This is a genomic window from Konateibacter massiliensis, from assembly GCF_900184995.1.
Taxonomy (GTDB): domain Bacteria; phylum Bacillota; class Clostridia; order Lachnospirales; family Lachnospiraceae; genus Lachnotalea; species Lachnotalea massiliensis.
Genome location: NZ_LT860099.1, coordinates 1061693 through 1088051 on the forward strand (window position 1 = coordinate 1061693; position 26359 = coordinate 1088051).

General features: G+C 40.8%; 23 protein-coding genes. 3 read left to right on the forward strand and 20 right to left on the reverse strand.

Annotated elements, in window-relative coordinates; genetic code table 11:
• Positions 1 to 6 precede the first annotated feature (6 nt).
• The 5 genes from tpiA to nifS all read right to left on the reverse strand — a co-directional run bounded on the left by tpiA (position 7) and on the right by nifS (position 6055).
• Entirely contained in the window at positions 7 to 756 is a 750-nt protein-coding gene (tpiA, locus tag CTY48_RS10680) for a triose-phosphate isomerase (RefSeq protein WP_099468481.1), read from the reverse strand.
• A gap of 359 nt (positions 757 to 1115) precedes the next feature.
• A complete protein-coding gene (locus tag CTY48_RS10685) occupies positions 1116 to 2306 on the reverse strand; it encodes a phosphoglycerate kinase (RefSeq protein ID WP_099468482.1) in 1191 nt (396 codons plus the stop codon).
• A 150-nt stretch (positions 2307 to 2456) separates the two neighbouring features.
• Positions 2457 to 3470, reverse strand: a complete 1014-nt coding sequence (gap, locus tag CTY48_RS10690; protein WP_099468483.1) for a type I glyceraldehyde-3-phosphate dehydrogenase — start codon at positions 3468 to 3470, stop codon at positions 2457 to 2459.
• Positions 3471 to 3724: 254 nt separating this feature from the next.
• Positions 3725 to 4813 carry a tRNA 2-thiouridine(34) synthase MnmA gene (gene mnmA, locus CTY48_RS10695; RefSeq protein ID WP_099468484.1) on the reverse strand — a complete coding sequence of 363 codons (1089 nt, stop codon included), beginning with the start codon at positions 4811 to 4813 and terminating at the stop codon, positions 3725 to 3727.
• Positions 4814 to 4876: 63 nt separating this feature from the next.
• A complete protein-coding gene (gene nifS, locus CTY48_RS10700) occupies positions 4877 to 6055 on the reverse strand; it encodes a cysteine desulfurase NifS (protein WP_099468485.1) in 1179 nt (392 codons plus the stop codon).
• Positions 6056 to 6133: 78 nt separating this feature from the next.
• Between nifS and CTY48_RS10705 the strand changes: the two genes are divergently transcribed.
• Together CTY48_RS10705 and CTY48_RS10710 are read left to right on the forward strand one after the other, a co-directional pair.
• Positions 6134 to 7651, forward strand: a complete 1518-nt coding sequence (locus tag CTY48_RS10705) for a putative polysaccharide biosynthesis protein (protein WP_099468486.1) — start codon at positions 6134 to 6136, stop codon at positions 7649 to 7651.
• Positions 7652 to 7772: 121 nt separating this feature from the next.
• The gene (locus CTY48_RS10710; protein ID WP_099468487.1) at positions 7773 to 8804 is read left to right on the forward strand and encodes a 3-deoxy-7-phosphoheptulonate synthase; all 1032 of its coding nucleotides are present in this window, start codon (positions 7773 to 7775) and stop codon (positions 8802 to 8804) included.
• 94 nt (positions 8805 to 8898) lie between these two features.
• Here CTY48_RS10710 and xerD read toward each other — a convergent pair whose 3' ends face one another.
• From xerD to recA, 6 genes are all read right to left on the reverse strand, one after another.
• The gene (gene xerD / locus CTY48_RS10715) at positions 8899 to 9783 is read right to left on the reverse strand and encodes a site-specific tyrosine recombinase XerD (protein WP_099468488.1); all 885 of its coding nucleotides are present in this window, start codon (positions 9781 to 9783) and stop codon (positions 8899 to 8901) included.
• Between the two features lie 272 nt (positions 9784 to 10055).
• On the reverse strand, positions 10056 to 10652 hold the full coding sequence (locus CTY48_RS10720) for a stage II sporulation protein M (RefSeq protein ID WP_099468489.1): 597 nt from the start codon (positions 10650 to 10652) through the stop codon (positions 10056 to 10058).
• A gap of 59 nt (positions 10653 to 10711) precedes the next feature.
• Complete coding sequence (locus CTY48_RS10725; RefSeq protein WP_099468490.1) at positions 10712 to 11248, reverse strand: NUDIX hydrolase; 537 nt, start codon at positions 11246 to 11248, stop codon at positions 10712 to 10714.
• 191 nt (positions 11249 to 11439) lie between these two features.
• Positions 11440 to 12987 (reverse strand): ribonuclease Y, encoded by a 1548-nt coding sequence (rny, locus tag CTY48_RS10730; RefSeq protein WP_099470131.1) that lies wholly within the window; start codon positions 12985 to 12987, stop codon positions 11440 to 11442.
• Positions 12988 to 13152: 165 nt separating this feature from the next.
• Positions 13153 to 13761: a regulatory protein RecX gene (locus CTY48_RS10735; RefSeq protein WP_099468491.1), complete on the reverse strand. Its 609-nt coding sequence runs from the start codon at positions 13759 to 13761 to the stop codon at positions 13153 to 13155.
• A complete protein-coding gene (gene recA / locus CTY48_RS10740) occupies positions 13761 to 14861 on the reverse strand; it encodes a recombinase RecA (protein WP_099468492.1) in 1101 nt (366 codons plus the stop codon). Before recA ends, CTY48_RS10735 begins: the two co-directional genes overlap by 1 nt.
• Positions 14862 to 15991: 1130 nt before the next feature.
• On the opposite strand from recA, the gene CTY48_RS10745 reads away from it, so the two are divergent.
• Positions 15992 to 16270: a DUF1294 domain-containing protein gene (locus CTY48_RS10745; RefSeq protein WP_099468493.1), complete on the forward strand. Its 279-nt coding sequence runs from the start codon at positions 15992 to 15994 to the stop codon at positions 16268 to 16270.
• 17 nt (positions 16271 to 16287) lie between these two features.
• Here the strand turns inward: CTY48_RS10745 and CTY48_RS10750 are convergent, their stop codons facing one another.
• The 9 genes from CTY48_RS10750 to nifU form a co-directional block, all read right to left on the reverse strand.
• Positions 16288 to 16851, reverse strand: a complete 564-nt coding sequence (locus CTY48_RS10750) for a DUF4256 domain-containing protein (protein ID WP_099468494.1) — start codon at positions 16849 to 16851, stop codon at positions 16288 to 16290.
• 203 nt (positions 16852 to 17054) lie between these two features.
• Positions 17055 to 18851 (reverse strand): aspartate--tRNA ligase, encoded by a 1797-nt coding sequence (gene aspS / locus CTY48_RS10755; RefSeq protein WP_099468495.1) that lies wholly within the window; start codon positions 18849 to 18851, stop codon positions 17055 to 17057.
• An 18-nt stretch (positions 18852 to 18869) separates the two neighbouring features.
• Positions 18870 to 20123: a histidine--tRNA ligase gene (hisS, locus tag CTY48_RS10760; RefSeq protein WP_099468496.1), complete on the reverse strand. Its 1254-nt coding sequence runs from the start codon at positions 20121 to 20123 to the stop codon at positions 18870 to 18872.
• Between the two features lie 22 nt (positions 20124 to 20145).
• Positions 20146 to 20724, reverse strand: a complete 579-nt coding sequence (locus tag CTY48_RS10765; protein ID WP_143452721.1) for an HD-GYP domain-containing protein — start codon at positions 20722 to 20724, stop codon at positions 20146 to 20148.
• A 24-nt stretch (positions 20725 to 20748) separates the two neighbouring features.
• On the reverse strand, positions 20749 to 22293 hold the full coding sequence (hemZ, locus tag CTY48_RS10770; RefSeq protein WP_328587800.1) for a coproporphyrinogen dehydrogenase HemZ: 1545 nt from the start codon (positions 22291 to 22293) through the stop codon (positions 20749 to 20751).
• Positions 22238 to 22870 carry an MBL fold metallo-hydrolase gene (locus tag CTY48_RS10775; protein WP_180272709.1) on the reverse strand — a complete coding sequence of 211 codons (633 nt, stop codon included), beginning with the start codon at positions 22868 to 22870 and terminating at the stop codon, positions 22238 to 22240. The genes hemZ and CTY48_RS10775 overlap by 56 nt, the downstream gene beginning before the upstream one ends.
• Before the next feature lie 18 nt (positions 22871 to 22888).
• A complete protein-coding gene (locus tag CTY48_RS10780; RefSeq protein ID WP_099468498.1) occupies positions 22889 to 25165 on the reverse strand; it encodes a RelA/SpoT family protein in 2277 nt (758 codons plus the stop codon).
• A 193-nt stretch (positions 25166 to 25358) separates the two neighbouring features.
• The gene (locus CTY48_RS10785) at positions 25359 to 25883 is read right to left on the reverse strand and encodes an adenine phosphoribosyltransferase (RefSeq protein WP_099468499.1); all 525 of its coding nucleotides are present in this window, start codon (positions 25881 to 25883) and stop codon (positions 25359 to 25361) included.
• Between the two features lie 25 nt (positions 25884 to 25908).
• Positions 25909 to 26343 (reverse strand): Fe-S cluster assembly scaffold protein NifU, encoded by a 435-nt coding sequence (nifU, locus tag CTY48_RS10790; RefSeq protein WP_099468500.1) that lies wholly within the window; start codon positions 26341 to 26343, stop codon positions 25909 to 25911.
• Positions 26344 to 26359: the final 16 nt, after the last annotated feature.

A 26359-nucleotide genomic window follows, 5' to 3' on the forward strand; every position in this document is an offset into this window, starting at 1 on the left:
CTACTATTATTTATAATTTACAATCTGACCAAAGTCTGGCTTCAAAGAAGCTCCGCCAACTAAGCCACCGTCGATGTCCGGCTGTGAGAATAACTCAGCTGCACTTGCAGCGGTTACACTTCCGCCGTACTGAATGCGGATTGCTTCTGCTGTTGCTTGATCATAAATCTCTGCGATACACACACGAACAGCTGCGCATACTTCCTGAGCCTGCTCTGTTGTTGCAACTTTACCTGTTCCGATTGCCCAGATTGGCTCATAAGCGATTACTGCGCTCTTTGCCTGATCTGCTGTCACATCAAGGAAAGCAATCTTAATCTGCTGACGGATAAAGTCAATTGTAACGCCTTGCTCTCTCTGCTCTAATGACTCTCCACAGCAAACGATTGGTGTAATGCCATGCTCAAAAGCTTTTTTAACTTTTTTGTTTACTGTGATATCTGTCTCTGCAAAATATTCTCTTCTCTCTGAATGTCCGAGAACTACATATTTTACACCTACATCAGTAAGCATGTTTGGAGCGATTTCGCCTGTGAAAGCTCCGCTCTCTTCAAAATACATATTTTCTGCGCCTATATGGATATTTGTTCCCTTTGCAGCTTCCATACATGGGATTATGCTGATTGCAGGTACGCAAAATACCACATCAACTTCCTCATTTGCTACTAAAGGTTTTAATTCATTAACAAGTGCAACTGCCTCACTTGGAGTTTTGTTCATTTTCCAGTTGCCTGCAATAATTTTTCTTCTTGACATTTTTGTATATCTCCTTTGGAGTTTTTATTTATTTTGGAATTTAATTTACTGAGTTCGCACTAAACTCTGCCGGCGCCTTTGGCTTGGCAATAATAGTTTGTTGGGTGCAAGCTTTACTTTGTTCACCTTACTAAGCTTATACTTCGGCTTTGCCTCGTATTCGCTAAGTGCGGTGAACTAAGTTCGCACTAAACTCTGCCGGCGCCTTGGGCTTGGCAATAATAGTTTGTTGGGTGCAAGCTTTACTTTGTTCACCTTACTAAGCTTATACTTCGGCTTTGCCTCGTATTCGCTAAGTGCGGTGAACTAAGTTCGCACTAAACTCTGCCGGCGCCTTGGGCTTGGCAATCGTTAAGTGCTTACTTATCGTTAGCAGCAGCTACGCCCGGTAATTCTTTTCCTTCTAGGAATTCTAGGGATGCTCCGCCACCGGTTGAGATGTGAGTCATTTTATCGCCGTATCCTAAGATATTTACTGCTGCTGCGGAATCTCCGCCGCCGATGATTGTGGTTGCATCGATTTCTGCTAATGCTTTTGCAACTGCTACTGTTCCGGCTGCAAAGTTGGACATTTCGAATACGCCCATTGGTCCGTTCCATACAACTGTTTTTGCATCTTTTAATGCTTCTGCATAAAGAACCTGTGTCTTAGGTCCGATATCAAGTCCCATTTCATCTGCTTCAAGACCGCCTTCTGCTACACGGAAAGAGGAGTCATTTGAAAACTCTTTTGCTGCTACGGTATCGATTGGAAGTAATAATTTAACTCCCTTTGCCTTTGCTTTTTCAATCATTTCTTTTGAGTACTCTAAGAAATCTTCTTCCACTAGGGATTTACCGATTTCTTCGCCCTGTGCTTTTGCAAATGTAAAGCTCATTCCACCGCCAATGATTAAGGTATCTACTTTGTCAAGTAAGTTATTGATAACTGAAATCTTAGAGGATACTTTGGAACCGCCAAGGATTGCTACGAAAGGTCTTGCTGGGTTGTTTACTGCATTTCCTAAGAAATCAATTTCTTTCTGCATTAAGTAACCAACTACTGCTGTATCTACAAACTGAGTTACACCAACATTGGAGCAATGTGCTCTATGAGCTGTACCGAATGCATCATTTACGAATACATCTGCCAAAGAAGCAAGTTCCTTGCTGAATGCTTCCCCGTTCTTTGTCTCTTCTGCTCTGTAACGTGTATTTTCAATTAAAACAACCTCACCGTCCTTCATTGCTTCCACTGCTGCTTTAGCATTTGGTCCAACAACTTCAGGATCTGCTGCAAATTTTACTTCCTGTCCTAAAAGCTCTGTCAATCTCTTTGCAACTGGTGCTAAAGATAACTCCGGCTTTGCCTCTCCCTTTGGTTTTCCAAGATGGGAGCAAAGAATTACCTTTCCGCCGTCTGCGATTAATTTTTTAATTGTAGGAAGAGCTGCAACGAGACGGTTTTCGTCTGTGATCTTTCCCTCCTGTAATGGCACATTAAAATCACATCTTACAAGAACTCTTTTTCCGCTTACATTAATATCATCTACTGATTTTTTATTTAACATAAATCTACCTGCTTTCATCGTTTTTATTTTTTAGAGCGAAGTGCGCATAAACATTTTTATATCATAGGAAATTCGAAGAAATTTCCTATGATATAAAAAACGGGTCCGGTCCCAAAAGACCGGACCCATGTTGAGTCTTTTTAATACTAATTATGCTAATTCAGCAAAGTATTTGATTGTTCTAACCATCTGGCTTGTGTATGAATTTTCATTGTCATACCATGCAACAACCTGAACCTGGCTTGTTCCATTGTCAAGGTTAGTAACCATAGTCTGAGTAGCATCGAATAAAGAACCTTCTGTGATACCGATGATATCAGATGATACTAATTCTTCTTCTGTATATCCGAAAGATTCGGTAGCTGCTTTCTTCATAGCTGCATTGATTTCGTCTTTTGTTACCTTTCCTTCAACAACTGCTACTAAGATTGTAGTAGATCCTGTTGGGGTAGGTACACGCTGTGCAGAACCGATTAATTTTCCGTTTAATTCAGGAATAACTAAACCGATAGCTTTTGCTGCTCCTGTTGAGTTAGGAACGATTGAGCAAGCTGCTGCTCTAGCTCTTCTTAAATCTCCCTTTGGATGAGGTCCGTCAAGAGTCATCTGATCTCCAGTGTAAGCATGAACTGTTGTCATGATACCGCTCTGGATTGGAGCAAGGTCATTAAGAGCTTTAGCCATAGGAGCTAAACAGTTTGTAGTACAAGAAGCTGCTGAGATAACAGTGTCTTCTTTTGTCAATTTGTCGTGGTTTACATTGAATACGATTGTAGGAAGGTCATTTCCAGCTGGAGCTGAAATAACAACTTTCTTAGCGCCTGCTGTGATATGAGCAGATGCCTTTGCTTTATCGCAGAAGAAACCTGTACATTCTAACACAACATCAACATCTAATTCGCCCCAAGGAAGGTCTTTAGGATCTCTCTGTGCGTAGATTTTGATTTCTTTTCCGTCTACTACGATAGCGCCTTCTTTTGCTTCTACTTTGTTAGCTAAAGCATATCTACCCTGTGCTGAATCATATTTTAATAAGTGAGCTAACATTTTTGAATCTGTTAAGTCGTTGATAGCAACAACTTCATATCCTTCTGCTCCAAACATCTGTCTAAATGCAAGACGTCCAATTCGTCCAAAACCATTAATTGCTACTTTTACTGCCATGTTTTAAATTCCTCCTAAATGTTAAAATATTTTATAATATACTGCATTTCTACAGCAATTAAACAATGAGTTGCTAAGATTGTTAATTAAAACACAACCTAAACATATAATACATAATTTGTACTAAAAATTCAAGTACTATTTTTCCCAATTTATCCAATCCATCTGGCTAAAATTTAATGAAAATAGACGATAACAATATTAGTGTTCCCTCTCACGCTTTACATCATACCATAAATTCTAAGCTCCGAGCATTATACCACACTTTTTACAATCGTTCCACCGCCAACTACATAATCCCCGTCATAAAATACAACTGCTTGTCCGGGTGTAATGGCGCGCTGTGGTTTTTCAAAGGTACATAAGACACTTCCATCTTCCAACTTTTCAAGGATACACGTATCCCCGCTGTGGCTGTAACGGATTTTTGCCGTCACCTCCATCTTTTGGTTTAGGTCCTCGATGGACATATAATTTATATTATTTGCGATTAATTTATTTGCAAATACATCTTCTGCGTTTCCAATCACAACTTCATTTGTGTCAGGGCGGATTTCCGTTACAAATACCGGATGTCCCATAGACAGATTGAGTCCCTTTCTCTGTCCGACTGTGTAATGGGTAATTCCCTTGTGTTTGCCGATTATATTACCATCCAAATCCACAAAGTTCCCTTCCGTAAGATTAGCGTCTGTATTTTCCTTAATGAACTTTGCATAATCATTGTCCGGCACAAAGCAGATTTCCTGACTGTCCGGCTTATTCGCAATGCGAAGGCTGATTTCCTTTGCAATTTCTCTTATCTCATCTTTTGTATATTCTCCCACAGGCATCAACGTATGCTCTAACTGGTGCTGCGTCAGGTTATAGAGCGCGTAGGTTTGATCTTTTGCGGATGTAACGGATTTTTTCAAAGTAAATCTTCCGTTTTCCAGTTTTACTACCTGTGCATAATGTCCGGTGGCAATATAGTCTGCACCGATTTCCAGACTTCTATTTAAAAGGGATTCCCATTTTACATAGCGGTTGCAGGCAATACAAGGATTCGGTGTCCTTCCCTGCAAATATTCCTCAATAAAATAGTCGATTACTTTCTCTTTAAATTCACTTTTAAAATTCATAACGTAATAAGGAATTTCTAAATGTTCCGCAACTCTTCTTGCATCATCCACGGCACTCAAGCCGCAACAGCCGCCTGTCTCCTCCTGTGCATCGATTGATTCGTCCTGCCAGATTTGCATCGTGGCTCCTATGACCTCATAACCCTGTTTTTTCAAAAGATAGGCTGCAACTGAAGAGTCGACTCCTCCCGACATTCCAATTACTACTTTTTTCTTTTCCATGTGTTCCTCCAATTACTTATAGGTTGTTTCTATAACTACTATAACAGTAATTCTTTAAAATGACTAGTGTTTCCCGCAAAATTCTTCGTACTCGCTGTTTTTTGCCCTAAGCTCCTTCACATGATACTTCAGCGTTTCCGCCACATAGTCAAGCTCTTCTACCGTATTTTGCTCACTCAGCGTCATTCGAAGCGTTCCGTACGCAATCTCATCCGGCAAGCCGATTGCGTTTAGGACATGAGATGGGGAGCTTGTGCTGGAGGAACATGCAGAGGCAACCGATGCACAAATACCTGCCATATCAAGCAATACAAGCAGATTATCACCTTCTACAAACTGAAAACTGACGTTGATATTGTTTGCCAGTCTCTTTTGGGCACTTCCGTTTAATCTCGTATACGGAATTTCCGTCAAAATACGCTTTATCAGATAATCTCGAAGCTTTACCTCTCTTATATGCCTTTGTTCCATCCTCTCCAATGCTATTTTGGTAGCTTCTCCCATTCCAACTATTCCGGGCACATTCTCTGTTCCGGCACGTTTTCCCCTCTCCTGACCTCCTCCAAAAATCATTGATGCCACATCGATTCCTTCTCTCACATAGAGAAAGCCAACGCCCTTCGGACCGTTAAATTTGTGTGCGCTGGCGCTCATCATATCAATGTTAAGCTCCTCCACATCAATCGGTAAATGTCCAAACGCCTGCACAGCGTCGGTATGGAAAATAATTTTATTCTCTCTGGCAATTTTTCCGATTTCCCGGATCGGCTCAATTGTGCCGATTTCATTGTTTGCATACATGATAGATATCAACTTTGTATATGGGGTAATGCTGCTTTTTAACTGCTCTAGATTTATCATGCCGCTTTCATCTACATTTAGATAGGTGACACCTACATTTTGTTTCTCCAGATTTTTGCATGTATTGAGTATTGCATGATGTTCAATTTTGGTTGTAATCATATGCCTCTTCCCAAATTTATTTTTATTGACCGCAATTTGCAGTGCCCAGTTATCCGCCTCACTTCCTCCGGAGGTAAAATAGATTTCCTCCTTCTTTGCATGAATTGCATCCGCAATAATCTCCCTGCTCTTTGCCACTGACTTTTTATTCTTTTCTCCAAAATCGTAAATGGATGACGGATTTCCATAGCTTCTTGCATAATAAGGAAGCATGGCTTTTATGACTCTATCGGAAGTCTGCGTCGTTGCAGCGTTGTCTAAATAAATGAATTTTCCCATTCCATTCCCCTCCAACCTGTTCTTATATGATGGCTGATTGAATAAACTATTAAAAATATGAACGCTCTAGGTACGTTTATGAAAAAACAGCATACTATAATAAAAGGAACTTTATATTTAACAATAGCCGGTTTTATCAGCCGGATTATTGGCTTTTTTTATAGAATATTCCTCTCCCATACAATCGGTGCAGAAGGTATGGGAATTTATCAACTTATTTTTCCGGTGTATGTCCTCTGCTTCTCTCTCACAGTCTCCGGAATCCATACAGGAATTTCCCGCTTTACCTCCGCAAAGATGGCTTCAAATGACACAAGAGGAGCCTTGAAGGTACTCTACGCAGGTCTTATCTTAGCTGTGCTTCCCTCTATCGTCCTTGCCGCGCTTTTGTATGGAAATGCCGAATATATCGCGCTTCACTTTGTCAAGGAGGCACGGTGTACCGATTTATTGAAAATTATTTCCTTCTCGGTTCCCTTCGGAGCCATCCACACCTGTATCAACGGCTATTATTACGGCATCAAAAAAGCTGGCGTACCTGCCTTCTCTCAATTAGTGGAACAGCTTGTGCGGGTAATCAGCGTCTATCTCATTTATACGATTGTAACGGATAAGGGGATTTCCGTCACTCCATCCATTGCTGCTGTCGGAATTGTGACCGGAGAAATCGCTTCCGTTTTGTTTACAATTACTGCGATACTCATCCAGACAAATGTATCCCAAGCCTCCCACAGCCTTAGCGCTATTCCGGCTTCCTACTTTAAAAATATTTTCACACTGTCTCTTCCGCTTACAGCAAACCGTGTTGTCATCACCCTATTACAGAGCGTCGAGGCTGTTTTGATTCCGTTTGAACTTCGCAGACACGGGCTTTCTTCCAGTGAGGCTCTGAGTATTTACGGCGTTTTAACGGGTATGTCACTGCCCCTTATTTTGTTTCCCTCCACCTTCACAAACTCGCTGTCTGTCATGCTTCTGCCCGATGTCGCACAGGCTCAGGCAGCTTCCAATACAAATCGGATTCGCAGCACCGCCAAAATCACGATACAATACTGCCTTTTACTCGGCATCCTTTGCACCGGTATTTTCCTAAGCTTTGGTCATGCCATGGGAACCAGTATTTTTAACAGTTCTTTGTGCGGTGATTTCGTTGTGACGCTGGCATGGATTTGTCCCTTCCTCTATCTGTCCACTACTCTGACGAGTATTTTGCATGGGCTTGGCAAAACGACCGTCACCTTCCTGCATAGCCTGATTTCCATCGTTATCCGGCTTGCTTTTATCATATTTTTAGTTCCGTATTTCGGTATACAAGGCTATCTGTGGGGACTCTTAGCAGGACAGCTTGTGATGACACTTTTCAATTATATTGTTTTAAACTGGCATGTTCCGGTTTCCATCTCGCTTTATACATGGGTCGTAAAACCGGTCGGCGCCCTTTGTGTCTCCATCTGCTGCGGCGTTTACACAAGTATCCTGCTGCGGCATTTACATTGGTCAAATGAATTGCTTATAGCATTCGTGGCTTGTAGCTGTATCGGCGGTGTCTACTTTTTAATTTTGTACTGCCTAAAGCTTTTTCCGCAGCGTCCGTAATTTTCAATAAAGGAAATGCAGATTTTTACTAAAGTTTGACTAAGTACACAATCGACAATACTCCAAAAATGTATTATAATAAGGAAAATCAAAAATACGAGTAAAGATGAGGAGAAAAGCGATGAGTTTCAATTTTATTAAAAAGTTACCGGTTCCTGAGGAAATAAGAGAGCAGTATCCTCTTCCGAAAGACTTGGCAGAGCTAAAAGCAAAACGTGATGCTGAAATCCGTGATGTCATTACCGGAGCCTCCAATAAATTTTTAGTGATTATCGGACCTTGTTCCGCAGACAATGAAGAAGCTGTATGCGACTATGTGACCAGACTTTCCAAAGTTCAGGAGCAGGTGAAGGATAAATTAATTTTAATCCCAAGAATTTATACAAATAAGCCTAGAACGACTGGCGAGGGCTACAAAGGCATGATTCACCAGCCGGACCCTGAAAAGGATCCCGATTTGGTTGCGGGTGTTATCGCCATAAGAAAAATGCATATCCGTGCGATTAAAGAAAGCGGACTCACGGCTGCCGATGAAATGCTCTACCCTGACAACTGGAGATATTTATCCGATGTTTTGTCCTATGTGGCAATCGGTGCACGTTCTGTTGAAAACCAGCAGCATCGCCTCACTGTGAGCGGTATGGAAATTCCTGCCGGAATGAAAAACCCGACAAGCGGTGATTTCTCCGTTATGTTAAATTCTGTTGTCGCTGCACAGTTGGAACATAGCTTTATTTACAGAGGCTGGGAGGTTCAGACGGACGGAAACGATCTGACTCACTGTATTTTAAGAGGTTACACAAATAAGCACGGGCAAAACCTTCCGAACTACCATTACGAGGATTTGAATCTGCTCTTAGATCTCTATAATGAGCGTGATTTGAAAAATCCTGCTGTAATCGTGGATGCGAACCACGCAAACTCGAACAAGCAGTACACAGAACAGGTTCGTATTGTAAAAGAGGTAATGCACAGCAGAATCCTATCTCCTGACATTAACAATCTGGTAAAAGGTGTTATGATTGAAAGCTACATCGAGCCTGGCTGTCAGAAAATCAGCGATCATGTATACGGCAAATCTATCACAGACCCTTGCCTTGACTGGGAAGCTTCTGAGAAGTTGTTGTACGAGCTTGCAGAACTAAATCGATAATAAGATTTTCTATGATATAAAAAACCTTTCGAATATGCAAATATGATATGCGCTATTCGAAAGGTTTTTTATGTATACGTTTATCTAAATTATTTTAGCCTCTTGGATGAGCCTTTTTATATACTTCTCTTATCCTGTTATGGCTCATACTTGCATAAATCTGTGTTGTTGATATATCGGAATGCCCCAGCATTTCCTGAACAGATTTCAAATCTGCACCATTCTCGACTAAATGCGCCGCAAACGAATGGCGAAGAGTATGTGGTGTAATATCAGAATTAATTCCTGCCTTCTTTGCATAATGTTTAATCAGCTTCCAAAAGCCCTGCCTGCTCATCGCATTCCCGGAACAGTTCGTAAATAAAAGTGCGTTATTTTCGTCCTCCACAAGAAAACTTCTTGCATTTTTCAAGTAATTTTCCAGTGCTGTTTTTGCGCTCTTTCCAAACGGTATAATTCTTTCTTTATTTTTGTCATGGCAGATGATATAATCCATCTCCAAATTAATATCCGAACACTTTAACGAAATCAGTTCCGTCACACGGATACCGGTAGCATAAATCAATTCCAGCATAGCCTTATCCCGCATTTCTTTCGGCGTCGTATTCTTTGCCTGGTTCAGCAGTAGATTTACTTCATTTACAGTCAGCACATCCGGCACCTTTTTTTCTATCTTAGGGGCTTTCAGCAACTCTGAAATATCGCTGCGAACCTTGCCTTCTTTAAACAAGAAGTTAAAAAACGCCTTGATTGATGCAATATTTCTGGATATGGTAGCGATAGCAAATCCCTTGCGCTCCAAATACAAAATATACGAATTCAAATTAGTAAAGGTCACCTTACTAATGTCCTCAATATTCTGTTGCTTAAAATAAGCCTCCATTTTCCTCAAATCCCTTTGATAGGAAAGCTCTGTATTCCCCGTCGTTTTCTTAACATCATGTAAATACCCAATAAATGCTGCAATGTCTTGTTCCATGTTTGCCTCCTAATGAAGTAATCAGACATGACTGCATGTCCATTTGCTTCGAAAACTCAATGTAGAAAGATTTCCTTCCACATTTTTCCCTCATAATTTTTTACCGAAATATTACAAATATATTATATAATTGTATTATAATAAGAAAATGGCGTAAAATCAAACATAATTTTACGCCTAAATGAGGGATTTCATCAAAATCCACAACATATCGTAAGCTTTCTTTTTTTCCTACTATATGTTGTAATATTTTTCTAAAATTTTTATTAAATTTATCCGTTCAAGTTCAACAAACTGAGTACCCATTTTAACAAAAGCGGATTTATATAGCCTTCCAAAGCAGAACCAAATCCAATAGACAGGATACCAATCAGGAGAAACAAAACATATTGCAGCCAATTTTGTTTTTTCCATAACTTGTTATCCGTCATCTTCCTATTCACCAGCTTATCTGCATAAATAATAATGACGGGTATGTAGATCAAAAATTGTGGAAGTATCGCACCAAGTGATACCGCAATCCCCTTTATACCAAATTTCATGATTGCGACCGATAAAAAAACACCTCCGGAAAAGCCAAGCCAGACAAACAGAGCCATGATAACCGGGATCCCGATATTCGTAATTCCTAAAATGCCTATAATAAAAAACCATTTCAGGCGCTCTTCCAAAACATAAGTAAAAAGCTTGCTGTAATTAATCTGCGTATATCGGAAATGGAGCAGAAAATACTCTCCGAGCAGACCGACTCCCAATATATATGCTTTTCCAAAAATATTCGCAAATAAAATACCTGCCAGAAAACCAATCATAAATAAAATAAAAAAGAATTTTTTATGGATTATTTTAATTTTTAGAATGACGCTCACCTAACTGAACATGCTGTTTATTCATTATATGTCACAGCTATTCTTTAAATACCTTTGTCTTAGCAATATTTTATCTTATATGCCAATAGTGCTGATATTGTCTTCGCATCCTGAATTTCACCTGCAAATATCTTTTCACATAATGCTTCTATATCATAAGCCTCCACATCGATAAATTCGTCCTCATCCAGATTTTGACTTGTCTTCACTAAATTTTTCGCCACAAATACATCAATTCTTTCATTGCAAAATGCTACTGTCGTTCTCAGCGAAATCAAAATTTCAAGATCTGCTGACTTGTGCCCCGTCTCCTCCTCAAGCTCCCTTCTCGCGCAATCTATCATAGGCTCCTCCACTGTGTCTAAGCCGCCTGCCGGAATTTCTATCGTAAATCTGTCAATCGCATTTCTATACTGCTTTACCATCAAAATCTTTCCGTCCTCTGTCACCGGAACAACTGCCGCTGCACCCTTATGCCCGATAAAATCCCATTCTGCGACTGTTCCGTTTGGAATTTCCACATAGTCCTTGTAAAGATCTATAATCTTTCCGCTGTGTACCAATTCCCGTTTAATTCTTGTATATTTTTCTGCCATATTGTTTCTCCCATCTTCTATGATATAACAAAGTGCGAGCTCTTCTCACACTTCGCGCCCGCGCGGATTGCGAAACAACTACTTCCGCTCCGTGAGGCACGCATAAATAGTTTTTTATGATATAAAAAAACCTTATAAACGCAACGTTTATAAGGTTTTTCTACCATTCATTTCAAATCCATGCAAAGTACTTACTTTGCGTAATCAATTACTCGTGATTCACGAATTACATTGACTTTAATCTGACCAGGATACTCCAATTCAGTTTCAATCTGTTTTGAAATATCTCTTGCCATAAGTACCATATCTGCATCGGTTACTTGTTCTGGAACTACCATAATACGAATCTCTCTTCCAGCCTGAATTGCAAAAGACTTATCAACGCCTTTGTATGCATTGGAAATATCTTCCAGTTGTTTCAATCTGTTTGTATACGTTTCCAGTGTTTCCCTTCTTGCACCCGGTCTCGCAGCAGAAATTGTATCTGCAGCTTGTACAATACATGCAATCAGTGATTCTGGCTCAACGTCACCATGATGTGATTCTACTGCATTAATAACAGTCGGTGATTCTTTGTATTTTCTACATAAGTCAACACCCAATTGAATATGTGATCCTTCCATTTCATGATCCACAGCTTTACCGATATCATGCAGTAAACCTGCTCTCTTTGCCAATCTGATATCAACACCAATTTCGGCTGCCAATAATCCTGACAAGTGTGCTACTTCGATGGAATGCTTCAATGCATTCTGTCCATAGCTTGTTCTAAATCTCATCTTACCAAGTAACTTGATAAGCTCCGGATGGATTCCATGAACTCCAACCTCCAGCGTTGCCGCCTCTCCCTCTTCACGCATCATCACTTCCACTTCTTTTTGAGCTTTATCAACCATCTCTTCAATTCTTGCCGGATGAATACGTCCGTCAACAATAAGTTTTTCAAGTGCGATTCTCGCAACTTCTCTCCTAATCGGATCAAAGCCTGATAAAATAACTGCTTCAGGAGTATCGTCAATAATTAAATCAACCCCTGTCATAGTCTCTAAAGTACGGATATTTCTACCTTCTCTACCTATAATTCTACCCTTCATTTCATCATTCGGGAGTTGAACTACAGATATTGTAGTTTCAGCTACATGATCAGCAGCACATTTCTGAATTGCTGTTACTACATACTCTTTTGCTTTTTTGTTTGCTTCTTCTTTCGCTCTGCTCTCTAATTCTTTAATTAGTTTCGCAGTGTCATGTTTCACTTCATCTTCAACTGTTTTCAAAAGATATTCTTTTGCTTGTTCGGAGGTAAGTCCAGAGATTCTTTCTAGTTCCTGTACCCTTTTTTCATGAAGTTCTTCAACTTCCTGCTTTTGCTTACTCAGTGATTCTTCTTTTGCTGTAAATCCACTTTCTCTTTTCTCAATGGCTTCCGCCTTTTTATCTAAAGCTTCTTCCTTAGATAAAACTCGTCTTTCGTAACGCTGTAATTCAGCTCGTCTCTCTTTCGATTCTCGTTCAAACTCATTTTTTGCTTTGAGTGATTCTTCTTTCGCTTCGAGTAAAGCTTCACGTTTCTTTGTTTCAGCGGTCTTAATTGCTTCATCTATTATTTCTCTCGATTTTTCTTCCGCATCTCCTAACTTCTTTTCAACAACTTTTTTGCGATAGGAAACTGCAGCAAACCAAGTAATAGGGACAGCCACAACAAGTGTGAGCACGAGGGTCACAGCTATTGCAATAATAGCAAATATTGACACAGGAGCACCTCCTTATTTAATTTTCATTGTACAAAATACAATACTTAAATTTTATACTGTTTTAGACATTATGTCAAGTATACACTACTTTTTTTATCATTTTTCATCTGTATTTTTGTGAATAATTATGCATTACTTTTTATATTATCTCTATTCTTCTTTTTTTAGCGCTTCTATTGCTTCGTCTATTTCATCGTATTTAAAACCTTTTCTACATAAATACATATATAATTTTCTTATTTGATTTTGATCTGCTTCGTTTATATTTGTAATTTTTTTCTTGATTAATTTTATGATTACCTCTACTTCGCTCTCATCCCTGTCTTCATAAACCTGTTTGATTAATTCCTTTGAAATTCCCTTTTGGCGAAGCTCAGATGTAATTTCCATTTTACTTTTGTACTTGCTCTTATAGCCGATATACCGCTCTGCATACCGTTCATCATTGATATAGTGATACCCTTTTACATACGCAATCGCCTGCTCTATAATGTCTTCCGGGTAAAATCCTTCTTTTAACTTGTTACGAAGCTCCTGCTCTGTTTTATCCATTTTTTTGAGTAAATATAAGGTTCTTCGCTTCGCACGCTTTAATATAACTTCATTTTTGATACTGAAATAGTCCTCTTCGGCAAGCTCTGTATTCAATTCAATTTTAAAAGAATGCAGCTCGCCTTTGTATAACACAAAAGCGAACTGCTCATCCAAATATATTTTGTATCTGCCCTTTGTATATTCTTCAATTGCAGTAACTAACATTATTCTTCCTCTTGTCCCGGTGCTGCCTCTTCTGCCTTTTCAGCCTTACATGCCTTCGCAGTCTTCTCTGCTTTGCCGCCCTTTTTATCTTTCTCTTCCGGGCCTCCGCCGATGCCATACTGCTCTCTTACCTTCCGTTCCACTTCCTCCATAATCTCCTTGTGTTCTTTCAGGAAATTCTTGGAGTTCTCACGGCCCTGACCAATCTTTTCGCCTTCATATGCATACCAAGCACCGCTCTTATTCACAACTCCGATATTAGCTGCCAAATCCAGTATATCTCCTTCTCTTGAGATACCCTCACCGAACATAATATCAAACTCTGCTTCCTTAAACGGAGGTGCCACCTTATTCTTTACTACCTTCACTCTTGTATGGTTACCGATAACCTCTCCTCCCTGCTTCAGTGTCTCTGTTCTTCTTACATCCAGTCGGATGGAGGAATAAAATTTCAACGCACGGCCTCCTGTCGTCGTCTCCGGATTTCCAAACATAACACCAATTTTTTCTCTCAACTGATTAATGAAAATAACCGTACAATTTGATTTGCTAATGATACTGGTCAGCTTTCGGAGAGCCTGAGACATCAGTCTCGCCTGTAAACCAACATGGGAATCTCCCATATCACCATCGATTTCAGCCTTCGGTACCAATGCCGCAACGGAGTCTACAATTACAATGTCAATTGCTCCGGAGCGAACCATCGTCTCGGTTATCTCCAAAGCCTGCTCTCCGTTATCCGGCTGTGATATGTACAGATTATCTATATCAACTCCGATATTCTTCGCATACGCTGGGTCTAACGCGTGTTCTGCATCTATAAAACCGGCAATACCACCTCTTTTCTGAACCTCTGCAACCATATGGAGTGCAACGGTTGTCTTACCGCTGGATTCCGGACCATAAACCTCAATCACTCTTCCCTTGGGAATTCCGCCCACACCAAGTGCTATATCTAAGCTTAATGAGCCGGTAGGTACAGCTTCTACATTCATCGTGGCTCCTGCATCGCCAAGCTTCATGACCGCCCCCTTGCCATAACTCTTCTCAATATTTGCTAATGCCGCATCTAATGCTTTCATTTTTTCTTCTTTTACCATGATGTTCTCCTTTATGCGAACCTATGTTCGTTTTATTACTATAATATTATTATAATATTGTCCGCTTGTCAATCCTTTTTGACATTTAAAATTAATTCAGGGATTTTTGAATGTAAATCGAAAGATATGATAGGAAATAAGAATATAAATTTGATACAAAAGATGATTGCGGCTAACGCCCAGAATATACCGCGGACCGTTAACCGCCTCATAAAGAATGTTAGACGGAAGGAACAGCGGTTTTTTCAAATATAAGCTCCATACTAATACCCTCCCCTTTGCTTTCTGCGACGCAGAAAACAGAAATATAATATTTCCAGTAGCTTAAATAGATTGAAAATTTGAAGCCCCACATTATTTGAAATATCCTCCTCTTTAGTACTCCCCCTACTCAATCAGATAAATATTCCATATGGACACTCCCCTGCACCAACTTTGGTGATTTTAAAAAGCTTTACATACTTCAACAACTATGCCGGTATCATTGGTGCTTTTTGATAAGTATAAAACCTACTAGATTTATTAATACCTAATTAGAATTCAAACGACAAACTTTTAACTCCTCTATCGGGGGATTTTTAAAGATTACCGTATCACATAATTGTCGGATTAGAAAACAAAAAACTCTTTATGTAAGCTGATTTGTTTTGCAAATTAGATTTCATACGACACCTTTTTGCAAACATATCTTAATTATAGTACCATAACACTAATATAATTGCAACTATTTTTTTATAATTTTTTGTTTTTTTTTATTTTTTCTCACTTTTCTAACCCTTAAGTCTAATTGACTCGTTTTTTGTCGTAATTCACACATTATATCTCTTTTGTAGATATAATTCATATAATATCAATCAATAGTCCTTCCCCCTCTCAAATAAAATAACAGTTTTCTCCACGCAAAATAAAAACCATCTCCTCTATTCTGTTGTTAAAGTTTGAAAATTCGGCTGAAACGCCATTTGAAAAAGACAGGTAAACAGATATTTACCTTTGCTGTATTTTTATACTATCACAGGTTTTAAAAATATGCAACGATATGTTATAATTTATGTTATCAAAAGTAAAACCTGCTTCTGATAATGACATGACTGAAGTGTTACTATTTACATAAAGAAAGGACTATAACCATGAAACTGCTCACTTATTCTCTTATCCTATATTTTGCTATTTTAAATATTTCAGGTTTCCTGTCAATGGCAATTGACAAATATAAGGCAAAAAAACAGCTTTGGAGGATTCCGGAAAAGACTTTATTTTTACTCGCCATACTTGGCGGCAGCATTGGCTCCTACTGCGGCATGTATGTGTTTCACCATAAAACCAAGCATAAATCCTTTTTGATCGGAATCCCCTTTATTTTGACTGTACAGCTCATACTTGCTATCTGGGTGTACAGCAAGTTGTAAAAGCAATTTTTCTATTCTTAAACCCGAAGCAGACCGCGAAATCCTCTTGATCCATAGTAGCTTTCGGCTCCGTTATGATAGACAAAAACAGTATCATAACGATAATCACAGAAAATGGCACCGCCGAGCTTTCTGATATTGGCGGGTGTCTGTACCCAGCTTGATGTTTTCTTATCAAAACCTTCAAGCTTCTGTAAGTTTCGGTACTGCTCCTCCGTCAAAAGCTCAATTCCCATCTCTTTTGCCATATCGACAGCGTTGTTACCCGGCTTATGCTCTTTTCTTGACTCTAAGGCTTCCCTGTCATAGCAGATGCTTCTTCGTCCCTTAGGACTTTCGGCTGAGCAATCATAAAAGATATATTCCCCTGTCTCAGAATCATAGGCAGCCACATCCGGTTCCCCTCCTGTTTCTTCCATCTCATTCAGGGAATACAGCTTTTGACTATCTGACTGCAATCTTTCCTGTACTTTGTCCCATTCCATTCCTTCATGGCGATTCATGTTTTTCTCAAAGCGGTTTTTTAGTGTTTCCAACAGCTTTTCACTTTGTTTGGGCAGTAACTTTTTTTCCTTCTCCATTTGCAAAACCTCCTTGTGATATAAGAAAGTGTGAGCTTTGCTCACACTTCGCGCCCGAGCGGGTTGCAAAGCAACTACTTCTACTCCGCGAGGTGCGCATAAATATTTTTTATATGATAGGAAATTCGAAGGAATTTCCTATCATATGAAATACGAGCAGACTTTTTCAAGTCTGCTCTAAGTCTGTTCCAAGCTGTAATTTTTTATTCTTCTTTATTCTTTAACGCTAAAGCAATCTCTAACTCATCAAGCTGCTTTGCATCTACAACATCCGGTGCATTGGTCATCAGGCAAGAAGCATCCTTCACCTTCGGGAATGCAATTACATCGCGGATGCTATCCTCTTTCGCCATAAGCATAATCAGACGGTCCAATCCGTAAGCCAGTCCCGCATGAGGAGGCACGCCGTATTTGAAAGCATTTAACAGGAATCCAAATCTGTCATAGGCTTCTTCCTTTGTAAAGCCGAGAAGTTCAAACATTTTCTCCTGAACATTGTCCTGATAAATTCTGACACTTCCGCCGCCAAGCTCTGTACCGTTTAACACAATATCATATGCCTTTGCCCGAACCTTCGCAGGCTCTGTGTCAAGAAGCTCCAAATCCTCCTCCATCGGCATTGTAAATGGATGGTGCATCGCTACCAGTCTGTTCTGCTCCTCCGACCACTCAAAGAGAGGAAATTCTGTTACCCAGAGGAAATTATACTGGTTTTTATCTAACAGCTCTAAGCCTCTTGCAATCTCAAGTCTTAAATTACCAAGCACATCATAAACCACTTTATTTACATCTGCCGCAAAGAGAAGTAAATCTCCGTTCTCACCGTCCATAGCTGCAACAAGAGCTTTTAATTCCTCTTCTGTCATAAATTTGGAGAAGGAAGATTTATAGCTTCCGTCATCCCCGATGGAAAGATAAGCAAGTCCCTTTGCTCCGAAATCCTTTGCGTAGGCTACCAGCGCATCAATCTTTTTACGAGGCATTGCTCCCTGTCCCTTGGCATTGATACCTCGCACGGAACCACCATTTTCCAATGCTCCTGTAAATACGCTAAAACCGCAGTCTTTTACAACAGCTGAAACATCGGTAAGCTCCATACCAAAACGTGTATCCGGCTTATCTGAGCCGTAACGGTCCATAGCGTCCTGCCATGTCATGCGCTGTATCGGAAGAGACACATCAATACCGATTGTCTCTTTAAAAAGCTTTTGCAGCAATCTTTCATTTACGTCAATGACATCATCGATATCCACAAAGGATAACTCCATATCAATCTGTGTAAATTCCGGCTGTCTGTCCGCTCTTAAGTCCTCATCGCGGAAGCACTTTGCAACCTGAAAATAACGGTCGTAGCCGGAGCACATAAGAAGCTGCTTAAAGAGCTGAGGTGACTGTGGCAGTGCATAAAAATTACCCGGGTGCACACGGCTTGGCACTAAGTAATCTCTTGCGCCCTCCGGTGTACTTTTCTGTAAAATCGGAGTTTCAATCTCCAAAAATCCTTCTTCTGCAAGGAAAGCACGCACGATTGTGGTTGCCTTACTTCTCAGAATAAGGTTTTCCTGTAAATCCGGTCTTCTTAAATCCAAATATCTATATTTTAATCTGAGTTCTTCCTTTGTTCTGGAATCCTCTTCAATCGGAAATGGAGGTGTCTGTGATTCAGATAAAATTCTAATCTCGGTGGCTCTGATTTCGATGTCACCTGTCGCAAGATTCTCATTAACTGCACCGGAACGGGACACTACCTTGCCCACTACCGCGATAACAAATTCGCTTCTCAGCTTTTCTGCCTTTGCAAAGCCCTCTTCCTTCACATCTGATTCTTCAAATATAATCTGTAAAATACCGGAACGGTCTCTAAGGTCCACAAAAATAATGCCGCCCTTGTTTCTGCTTTTCTGAACCCAGCCCATAACGGTTACTTCCTGTCCGATATTTGCACTTGTCACTTCCGTACATCTATGGGATCTGTGTAATCCCTTCATTGATTCTGCCATAATTTCCTCCATTGCCTTTTATTTGCTTCCAATAATATACGCCGCAATCTCATTTAACGCAAGCTCTGTCTGCTCTCCGGTCTCCATATCTTTCACCCTAGCCTTGTTTTCCTCAAGCTCCTGTGTGCCGATGATGACCGTGTACCTTGCTCCAAGCTTGTTTGCATACTTCATCTGGGCTTTTACGCTTCTATCCATATAGTCGGTCTCAACAACAAGATTGCTGCCTCTCACCTCATTTACCAGCTTATATGCTTTTGCCCTTGCTTCCTTGCCTAGAATGCCGACATAGAGCTGAACCGGCTTCTTTGGCTCAAGTTCCACGCCTTCTTTTTCCAGAAAATAGAGAATTCTTTCAATTCCCATACCAAAGCCTACGGAAGGGATGTCCTGTTTTTCATCAATTTCATGTATCAAGCCGTCATATCTTCCGCCGCCGCAAAGAGTAAAGCCTTCTGAATTAACAAATTCAAATACCGTCTTTGTATAGTAATCAAGCCCGCGAACAATTCCGGTATCAATCTCATAAGGAATATTTAATTCATTTAATAAATATTGCAGCTCGCCCCAGTGCTCTTTGCATTCCTCGTCCAAATACTGAATGGTGCGCGGTGCATCCTTCACAATCTCCTTGCACGTCTCAACCTTACAGTCCAGCACGCGAAGAGGATTTTTCTGCATTCTCTCCCGGCAGGTCGGACAGAGACGTTCTTCGTGCTGTTTCAGATAAGCAAGCAAGGCTTCGTTATAAGTCTTCCTGCAATTCGGACAGCCTATACTGTTGATATGAAGCTTAGCGTCCTTTAGTCCTAATTTCTCAATAAGTGTTGTAATCAGCGTAATTATCTCCACCTCCGCAAGAGGAGATTTTGAACCGACAAATTCAACACCGAACTGGTGATGCTGTCTCAATCTTCCGCTCTGCGGCTTCTCATAACGAAATGCCGGTGTCACATAATATAGTTTTGTAGGTGCAGGCTCTGCATACATATTGTGCTCCAAATAGGCACGCATAACAGATGCGGTTCCCTCCGGCTTTAATGTAATGCTTCTGTCACCTTTGTCCGTGAACGTATACATTTCCTTTTGCACAACATCCGTCGTCTCTCCAACCCCGCGCTGGAATAAAACCGTATGCTCAAAAATAGGGGTTATTATCTCGCTTATATTATAGGTGGCTGCAAGCTCTCTTGCCATTTTTTCAACGACACTTCGCTTGTGCATATCATCGCCATACCAATCCTGTACTCCTCTTGGTGCCTGTGTAATCATCCAAAGTCCTCCATTCTACTTGTCAAATATCATATATTTTTGTGCTGTCATCGCGATTAATCACTCGCATAAATGTGAGAAACACCTTCATATCAAAGTTTTTCACTTCGTCTATCATCAGCTCCACCGCCGTTTCCACGTCAAATGCGCTGCGGTACGGTCTGTCGGAAATCAGGGCTGCAAACACGTCGCATACCCGCAAAATTCTGGCTCCCAGCGGAATATCATTTCCCTTTAAATTCTCAGGATACCCTGAACCGTCAAAGTTCTCATGGTGATACAAAACCGATTCCAGAATAAAATCAGAATATTGATTTTCCTTTAGTATATCATAACTGAGCTTGGAATGCATTCTCATGTACTTCATTTCTTCCACTCCGAGAGTTTTCTCATTCCTCCCGTATAAATAGCCGGAAAGTCTGAGCTTTCCTATATCATGAAGTACACCTGCCTCAGCCATCTCATAGCACTGCCCCTCGTCAAACCCCAGCTCACGGGCAATCTCATATGCCAGGTTGCTCACACACATGCCATGCATCAAATTATAATACATATCACTGTTTATGATTTCTTCCCGCCGTTTCAGTGCCGCTTCTCTCATATCAGACCTCTCCTTATTACATCTCTACCGGAAATTTGCTTCCAGAAAGCTTCTCTTACGTTCTATCATCTCATCGATTCTCGTAATATAATGAGCCACATCTTTTACATTCTCAATCCGCTCTATCCGATATCCGTCAGGAAAAACAATCTTCGTGGAGGCTCCTGCTCCCAAGGCAACAATCGTCTGCTTTTCTTCCATAATCAAAATATTATAGATGCCTTCCTTGCCTTGCTTTGCATAGCCCACATTTTCCAGATTTCCCGCCATATTCTGCTGTCTGTATAAATAATATGGTTCCGCTCCTATTTTTTTTGCGTATTCTCTTGTTAATTCTATGATTTCACGATTGTTTGTAATCGCGTAGTTCTCATACTGCTCCTTGAACATGTTAAGTCTTGCCGCGCGCTTAATCGCCAGTGAATGGACGGTCACGCTGTCCGGATTTAATTTGACAATCTCTTCCATCGTGTAACGGATCGCTTCCTTGTCCTCATCCGGCAAGCCGACAATCAAATCCATATTGATATTGTCAAGTCCGGCTTCCCTTGCAAGCTTGTATGCCTCGTGCACCTGCAAAATCGTATGCTTCCGCCCGATAATATCCAATGTCTTTTGGTTCATCGTCTGCGGATTGATGGAAATTCTGCTGACATGATGTTCTTTCAAGACCTTGAACTTGTCTGCCGTCACGCTGTCAGGACGGCCCGCCTCAACTGTCAGCTCACAGAGATGACTGTAATCAAAGGAATCCGCAAGCTTTTTCAAAAGCCGCGCTAACTGCTCTGCTGAGAGGGTAGTCGGCGTCCCTCCGCCAATGTATATTGTATTTAATATTTTTCCGCTAAAAGCCTTTGCAGTAAAATCAATTTCCTTAAACAGTGCCTCCAGATATTCCTCCACACGCTTTTCCCATGCCGCAATCGGGTAGGAGGTAAAGGAACAGTAAAGGCAGGTGGTCGGACAAAACGGAATGCCGATGTAAACACTGTATCCGTCCTTATAATCAATCTTTTCAAGAAGCTTAAGCTCACGCTTTGCGATTGCAAGACTTAATTCTATCTTTTCCTCCGTCGCAAGATACGTTTCCTTCATATATGCTCTTATTTCGTCATCGCTCTGCCCTTTTTCCAAGAGAGCAACCGGAATTTTGGTGGGGCGGATACCCGTTAAGGTTCCCCACGGCAATACCTGCTTTGTATAGTCACTCAGCAGCTTATATAAGAGGTTTTTCAGTATATTTTTTGTATTTCCTCTATCTTCAGCCGGAAGGCTTGCACTGCCCTCTACGGCATTGCTTCCGTCACTGTGGCAGATTGTTATAAAAACCTTATCATCCTGATAGGAAATATCAACAATGCTCTCCACTTCTGTCTCCGGGGTCTTTCCGACACCGTCCACAAAGGTTGCCGCCTCTTCCCTCGGATAAAAAGCCTTCACAAGGGAATAGATATCATATTCAAAATCTCGTTTGTTTTGCTGTATCTTAATCATTACTTTACTTTCATTTAGCCTATCTGATAAACGGGTTAAACTTCCTTTCATTGCCGATGGTTGTCTCTGACTCATGTCCCGGATATACCGCCATATCGTCCGCCAATACCATAAGCTTGTCTTTGATGCTTCGCACCAGCGTCGACATGCTTCCTGTCGGAAAATCGGTTCTTCCCACCGAGCCCGCAAACAGCGTGTCGCCGCTAAAAAGCATATTTTCCTCTTCAAATAAATAGCATGCTCCGCCCGCCGTATGTCCCGGTGTGTGCAAAACCTTTATCTTTGTTCCGAGAAGCTCCAACTGCTCCCCATCCTTTAAAAACCGATCCGCCTTTACGATATACGCATTCCCTCCCATTGTACCCGAGAGGTTTTTGGAAGCATCCTCCAATATCTGTTTTTCCTCCTCATGCACCAGTATCGGCACCTGATAAGTATTTTTGAGGAATTCTACCGCCATAATATGATCAAAATGTCCGTGCGTCAGCAAAATAGCCTGTATGTTCAAATTCTGTTTCTCCAACATATTTTTGATATACATTCCATTATCTGCGGGGTCTACCACAACTGCCTCTTTTGTATCATCATTATATACAATGTAGCAATTTGTCCTCACGGGTCCTAATTGATATTGTTCCACTAAAATAGCCATAGTCTACCTTCTTTCTTATCAGCCTGTCGTTCTCTCAATATCCAGAATAGATTCCACACGTCTTAGCTTATCGATAATACGATTTAACTCATCTCTTCCGTGAATCTCAAATGCAATCGAAATACTTGCCGTTCCCTGCTTGCTCGTTCGGCTGTTCATGGAAGTGATATCCGTCTTTGTCTCCGTAAATATTTTCGAAATATCAACGAGAATTCCGGTCCGGTTATTGGCAAAAATCATAATCTCAGCCGTGTATTTTTCATTGCCGGAAGAATTTTCATTCTGCTGCCATTCTGCATCAATCAATCGCACCCGCTCTGAATCGGTCAGATTAATAATATTTACGCAGTCGGTTCTATGGATGGATACGCCGCGTCCTCTCGTGACAAAGCCTACAATCTCATCACCCGGAACCGGACTGCAGCACTTTGAGAAGCGAACCGCAACATCATGGATTCCTTTTACGATAATTCCGCTCTTTGATTTTACAACGTGAATCTTTTCTTTATTTTCTGTGACGCTTTCCAATACATCTGTATCGGAAATTACCTTCTTGTTCTTTTTCTCATATTCCTCTAAAAGCTTGTTAATGACCTGACCTTCCTTCAAGCCGCCATGCCCGATTGCAGCGTTGACAGAATCCCAGTCCTTGAAACCATATTTTCTCATGATAACCGACATATATTCCGGCTTCATAATATCGCTTATGGAAATGCTCTTTGTCTTACAGTACTGAATCAGCATTTCCTTGCCCTTAACGATATTGTCATCCTTTAATTCATTCTTAAACCACTGGTTAATCTTGCTTTTTGCCTGTGTGCTTTTTACAACACTCAGCCAGTCGCGGCTTGGTCCCTTTGAATTTTGCGAAGTCATAATCTCGACTCTGTCGCCGTTTTGCAGCACATAGTCAATTGTGACAAGCTTTCCGTTTACCCTTGCACCGACCATCTTATTGCCGACCGCACTGTGTATACTGTACGCAAAATCAATCGGTGTCGAACCGCTTGGAAGATTTTTTACATCGCCGGTTGGAGTAAAGCAATAAACATTTTCGGAGAAAATGTCAAAATCGCTCTTAATCAGACTCATAAATTCCTTGTTATCTGACATATCCTTCTGCCATTCCAGAATTTGTCTGAGCCAGCTTAATTTTGCCGCTTCCTGCTCCTCCACATGCTTGCCGTCGGACGCCTCCTTATATTTCCAGTGGGCTGCGATTCCGAACTCGGCTGTCCGGTGCATCTCAAAGGTACGAATCTGAATCTCAAACGGATTTCCGTTCGGTCCAATCAAAGTCGTGTGAAGTGACTGGTACATATTTGGCTTCGGCATCGCGATATAGTCCTTGAATCTGCCTGGTATCGGCTTATAAAGCTCATGAATGATACCAAGTGCCGCATAACAGTCCTTTATCGTCTCGACAACAATACGAACCGCAAAAAGGTCATAAATCTGCTCGATGGTCTTATCCTGATTCACCATCTTTTTATAAATACTGAAAAAATGTTTGATTCTGCCGTCTATTTTCGCGTCGATACCCGCAGATTCGATGTGAAACTTCACCTCATCTACGATATCCTGAACAAACTGCTCTCTCTCACTCTTTCTCAAGTTGATTTTCTCAACCAAATCATAATAAACTTCCGGCTCCAAATATTTTAAAGACAAATCATCCAGCTCCGTCTTAATTTTGGAAATACCAAGCCTCTGTGCAATCGGAGCATAGATATCCATCGTTTCTCTTGCTATTTCTTTCTGCTTCTCCGGGCGGTGATATTTTAAGGTTCTCATATTATGTAACCTATCCGCGAGTTTAATCAGAATAACACGAATGTCCTTCGCCATCGCAAGGAACATTTTTCGAAGATTTTCTGCCTGAACCTCCACCTTATCCATGGAATAAGATAGCTGTCCCAGCTTCGTAACACCGTCGACCAGCAATGCAACCTCTGCGCTGAACTCTTCTGTAATCTCCTCGGAGGTCATAATCGTGTCCTCCACCACATCATGAAGCAGCCCTGAAACAATTGACTCCTTATCGAGCTCCAATTCCGCCAATATGATTGCAACACAAAGTGGGTGAATGATATATGGTTCACCCGATTTTCTAGTCTGCCCTTCATGTGCAGTCTTAGCTATGTTATAAGCCTTTTCAATTAAAGAAATATCTGTTGAAGGATGATACTTTCTGATACTTTCAATCAACTCTTGATACAATGTATCAGGGCTTGTAAAATCTGCCGGTGCCGTAAACGGTTTATCATCCATATTCAAATCCTGCAATTTATCCATTCTCTGCTTCCCTTGTTCATTCGACATACTTTCACCATCTTAGTACTTTACGTTTGCTTCCTATTATAATTTTTTTTGTCTTTATGTGCAATAGTAAATTCAAAAAAAATGCCGTATGCAAAAAGGTGACCATTGAATTCACCTCAATAATCACCTAATTTCTGTCTATTTCATCCTTTTGCTCAAAAAGACTTTATTTTCCCGGATAGTGTATCACAGATTCCACGTTGTATCCTTTTAACTTGTCTCTTCCTTTCAGCCCGTCAAGCTCCATAAGAAAGACAACTTTCACCACTTCTCCGCCTAATTCTTCTATTAAAGAAACAATTGCTTCTATCGTTCCGCCTGTTGCCATCAAGTCATCAATGATAACAACCTTCTGTCCCGGCTTAATCGAATCTCTGTGCATTTCGATAACGGCTGTGCCATATTCCAATGAATATTCCTTCTCAATTGTCTCACAAGGAAGTTTTCCTTTTTTTCTAACCGGTATAAATGCTTTTCTCAAATTATATGCAATCGGCACTCCGAATATAAATCCTCTGGATTCAGGCCCTACAATCACATCACATTCTACATCGGAAAGCATCGCCTGCATGGAGTCAATCGCCAACTGCAGTCCTTCTGCATCCTCTAAAACAGATGTAACATCTCTGAATACAATTCCTTCCTCCGGAAAATCCGGTATACTTCTCACATACTCTTCAATTTTTTTCATTTGATAATCTCCACTTTCTCTAATCTTACTCTTCCTCTGGAATTTCTTCTTCGCCAATATCTTCCTTTGGCTCCTCTAAGCCTTCAATCACAATATTGTGCTTCTTTGCATAATCCCAAAGTGCTGCATGAATTGCCTCCTCCGCTAAAAGAGAGCAGTGCACCTTCACCGGCGGCAAGCCGTCCAGCGCTTCCATTACTGCTTTGTTTGTGACCTGCATTGCTTCCTGAATGGTCTTTCCCTTTACAAGCTCGGTTGCCATACTGCTTGTCGCAACAGCGGCACCACAGCCAAAGGTTTTAAACTTTACGTCCTCAATTACGTCCCCTTCAATTTTCAAGAAAACGCGCATGATATCTCCGCACTTTGCATTTCCCACAGTGCCAACACCGCTGGCATCGTCGATTTCTCCCATATTTCTTGGATTCTTAAAATGATCCATTACCTTTTCCGTATACATAAAATCGCCTCTTTCT

What these genes read in the sequence shown, in the direction of transcription:
- nifU (WP_099468500.1), bottom strand. Translation starts at nt 26,343, where the DNA reads ATGTATACGGAAAAGGTAATGGATCATTTTAAGAATCCAAGAAATATG.
- CTY48_RS10765 (WP_143452721.1), bottom strand. Translation starts at nt 20,724, where the DNA reads ATGAGAGAAGCGGCACTGAAACGGCGGGAAGAAATCATAAACAGTGAT.
- hisS (WP_099468496.1), bottom strand. Translation starts at nt 20,123, where the DNA reads ATGATTACACAGGCACCAAGAGGAGTACAGGATTGGTATGGCGATGAT.
- CTY48_RS10785 (WP_099468499.1), bottom strand. Translation starts at nt 25,883, where the DNA reads ATGAAAAAAATTGAAGAGTATGTGAGAAGTATACCGGATTTTCCGGAG.
- aspS (WP_099468495.1), bottom strand. Translation starts at nt 18,851, where the DNA reads ATGGCAGAATCAATGAAGGGATTACACAGATCCCATAGATGTACGGAA.
- CTY48_RS10685 (WP_099468482.1), bottom strand. Translation starts at nt 2,306, where the DNA reads ATGTTAAATAAAAAATCAGTAGATGATATTAATGTAAGCGGAAAAAGA.
- CTY48_RS10710 (WP_099468487.1), top strand. Translation starts at nt 7,773, where the DNA reads ATGAGTTTCAATTTTATTAAAAAGTTACCGGTTCCTGAGGAAATAAGA.
- CTY48_RS10775 (WP_180272709.1), bottom strand. Translation starts at nt 22,870, where the DNA reads ATGGCTATTTTAGTGGAACAATATCAATTAGGACCCGTGAGGACAAAT.
- tpiA (WP_099468481.1), bottom strand. Translation starts at nt 756, where the DNA reads ATGTCAAGAAGAAAAATTATTGCAGGCAACTGGAAAATGAACAAAACT.
- CTY48_RS10745 (WP_099468493.1), top strand. Translation starts at nt 15,992, where the DNA reads ATGAAACTGCTCACTTATTCTCTTATCCTATATTTTGCTATTTTAAAT.
- CTY48_RS10750 (WP_099468494.1), bottom strand. Translation starts at nt 16,851, where the DNA reads ATGGAGAAGGAAAAAAAGTTACTGCCCAAACAAAGTGAAAAGCTGTTG.
- hemZ (WP_328587800.1), bottom strand. Translation starts at nt 22,293, where the DNA reads ATGAGTCAGAGACAACCATCGGCAATGAAAGGAAGTTTAACCCGTTTA.
- gap (WP_099468483.1), bottom strand. Translation starts at nt 3,470, where the DNA reads ATGGCAGTAAAAGTAGCAATTAATGGTTTTGGACGAATTGGACGTCTT.
- recA (WP_099468492.1), bottom strand. Translation starts at nt 14,861, where the DNA reads ATGGTAAAAGAAGAAAAAATGAAAGCATTAGATGCGGCATTAGCAAAT.
- CTY48_RS10735 (WP_099468491.1), bottom strand. Translation starts at nt 13,761, where the DNA reads ATGTTAGTTACTGCAATTGAAGAATATACAAAGGGCAGATACAAAATA.
- CTY48_RS10725 (WP_099468490.1), bottom strand. Translation starts at nt 11,248, where the DNA reads ATGGCAGAAAAATATACAAGAATTAAACGGGAATTGGTACACAGCGGA.
- nifS (WP_099468485.1), bottom strand. Translation starts at nt 6,055, where the DNA reads ATGGGAAAATTCATTTATTTAGACAACGCTGCAACGACGCAGACTTCC.
- CTY48_RS10705 (WP_099468486.1), top strand. Translation starts at nt 6,134, where the DNA reads ATGAAAAAACAGCATACTATAATAAAAGGAACTTTATATTTAACAATA.
- mnmA (WP_099468484.1), bottom strand. Translation starts at nt 4,813, where the DNA reads ATGGAAAAGAAAAAAGTAGTAATTGGAATGTCGGGAGGAGTCGACTCT.
- xerD (WP_099468488.1), bottom strand. Translation starts at nt 9,783, where the DNA reads ATGGAACAAGACATTGCAGCATTTATTGGGTATTTACATGATGTTAAG.
- CTY48_RS10780 (WP_099468498.1), bottom strand. Translation starts at nt 25,165, where the DNA reads ATGGATAAATTGCAGGATTTGAATATGGATGATAAACCGTTTACGGCA.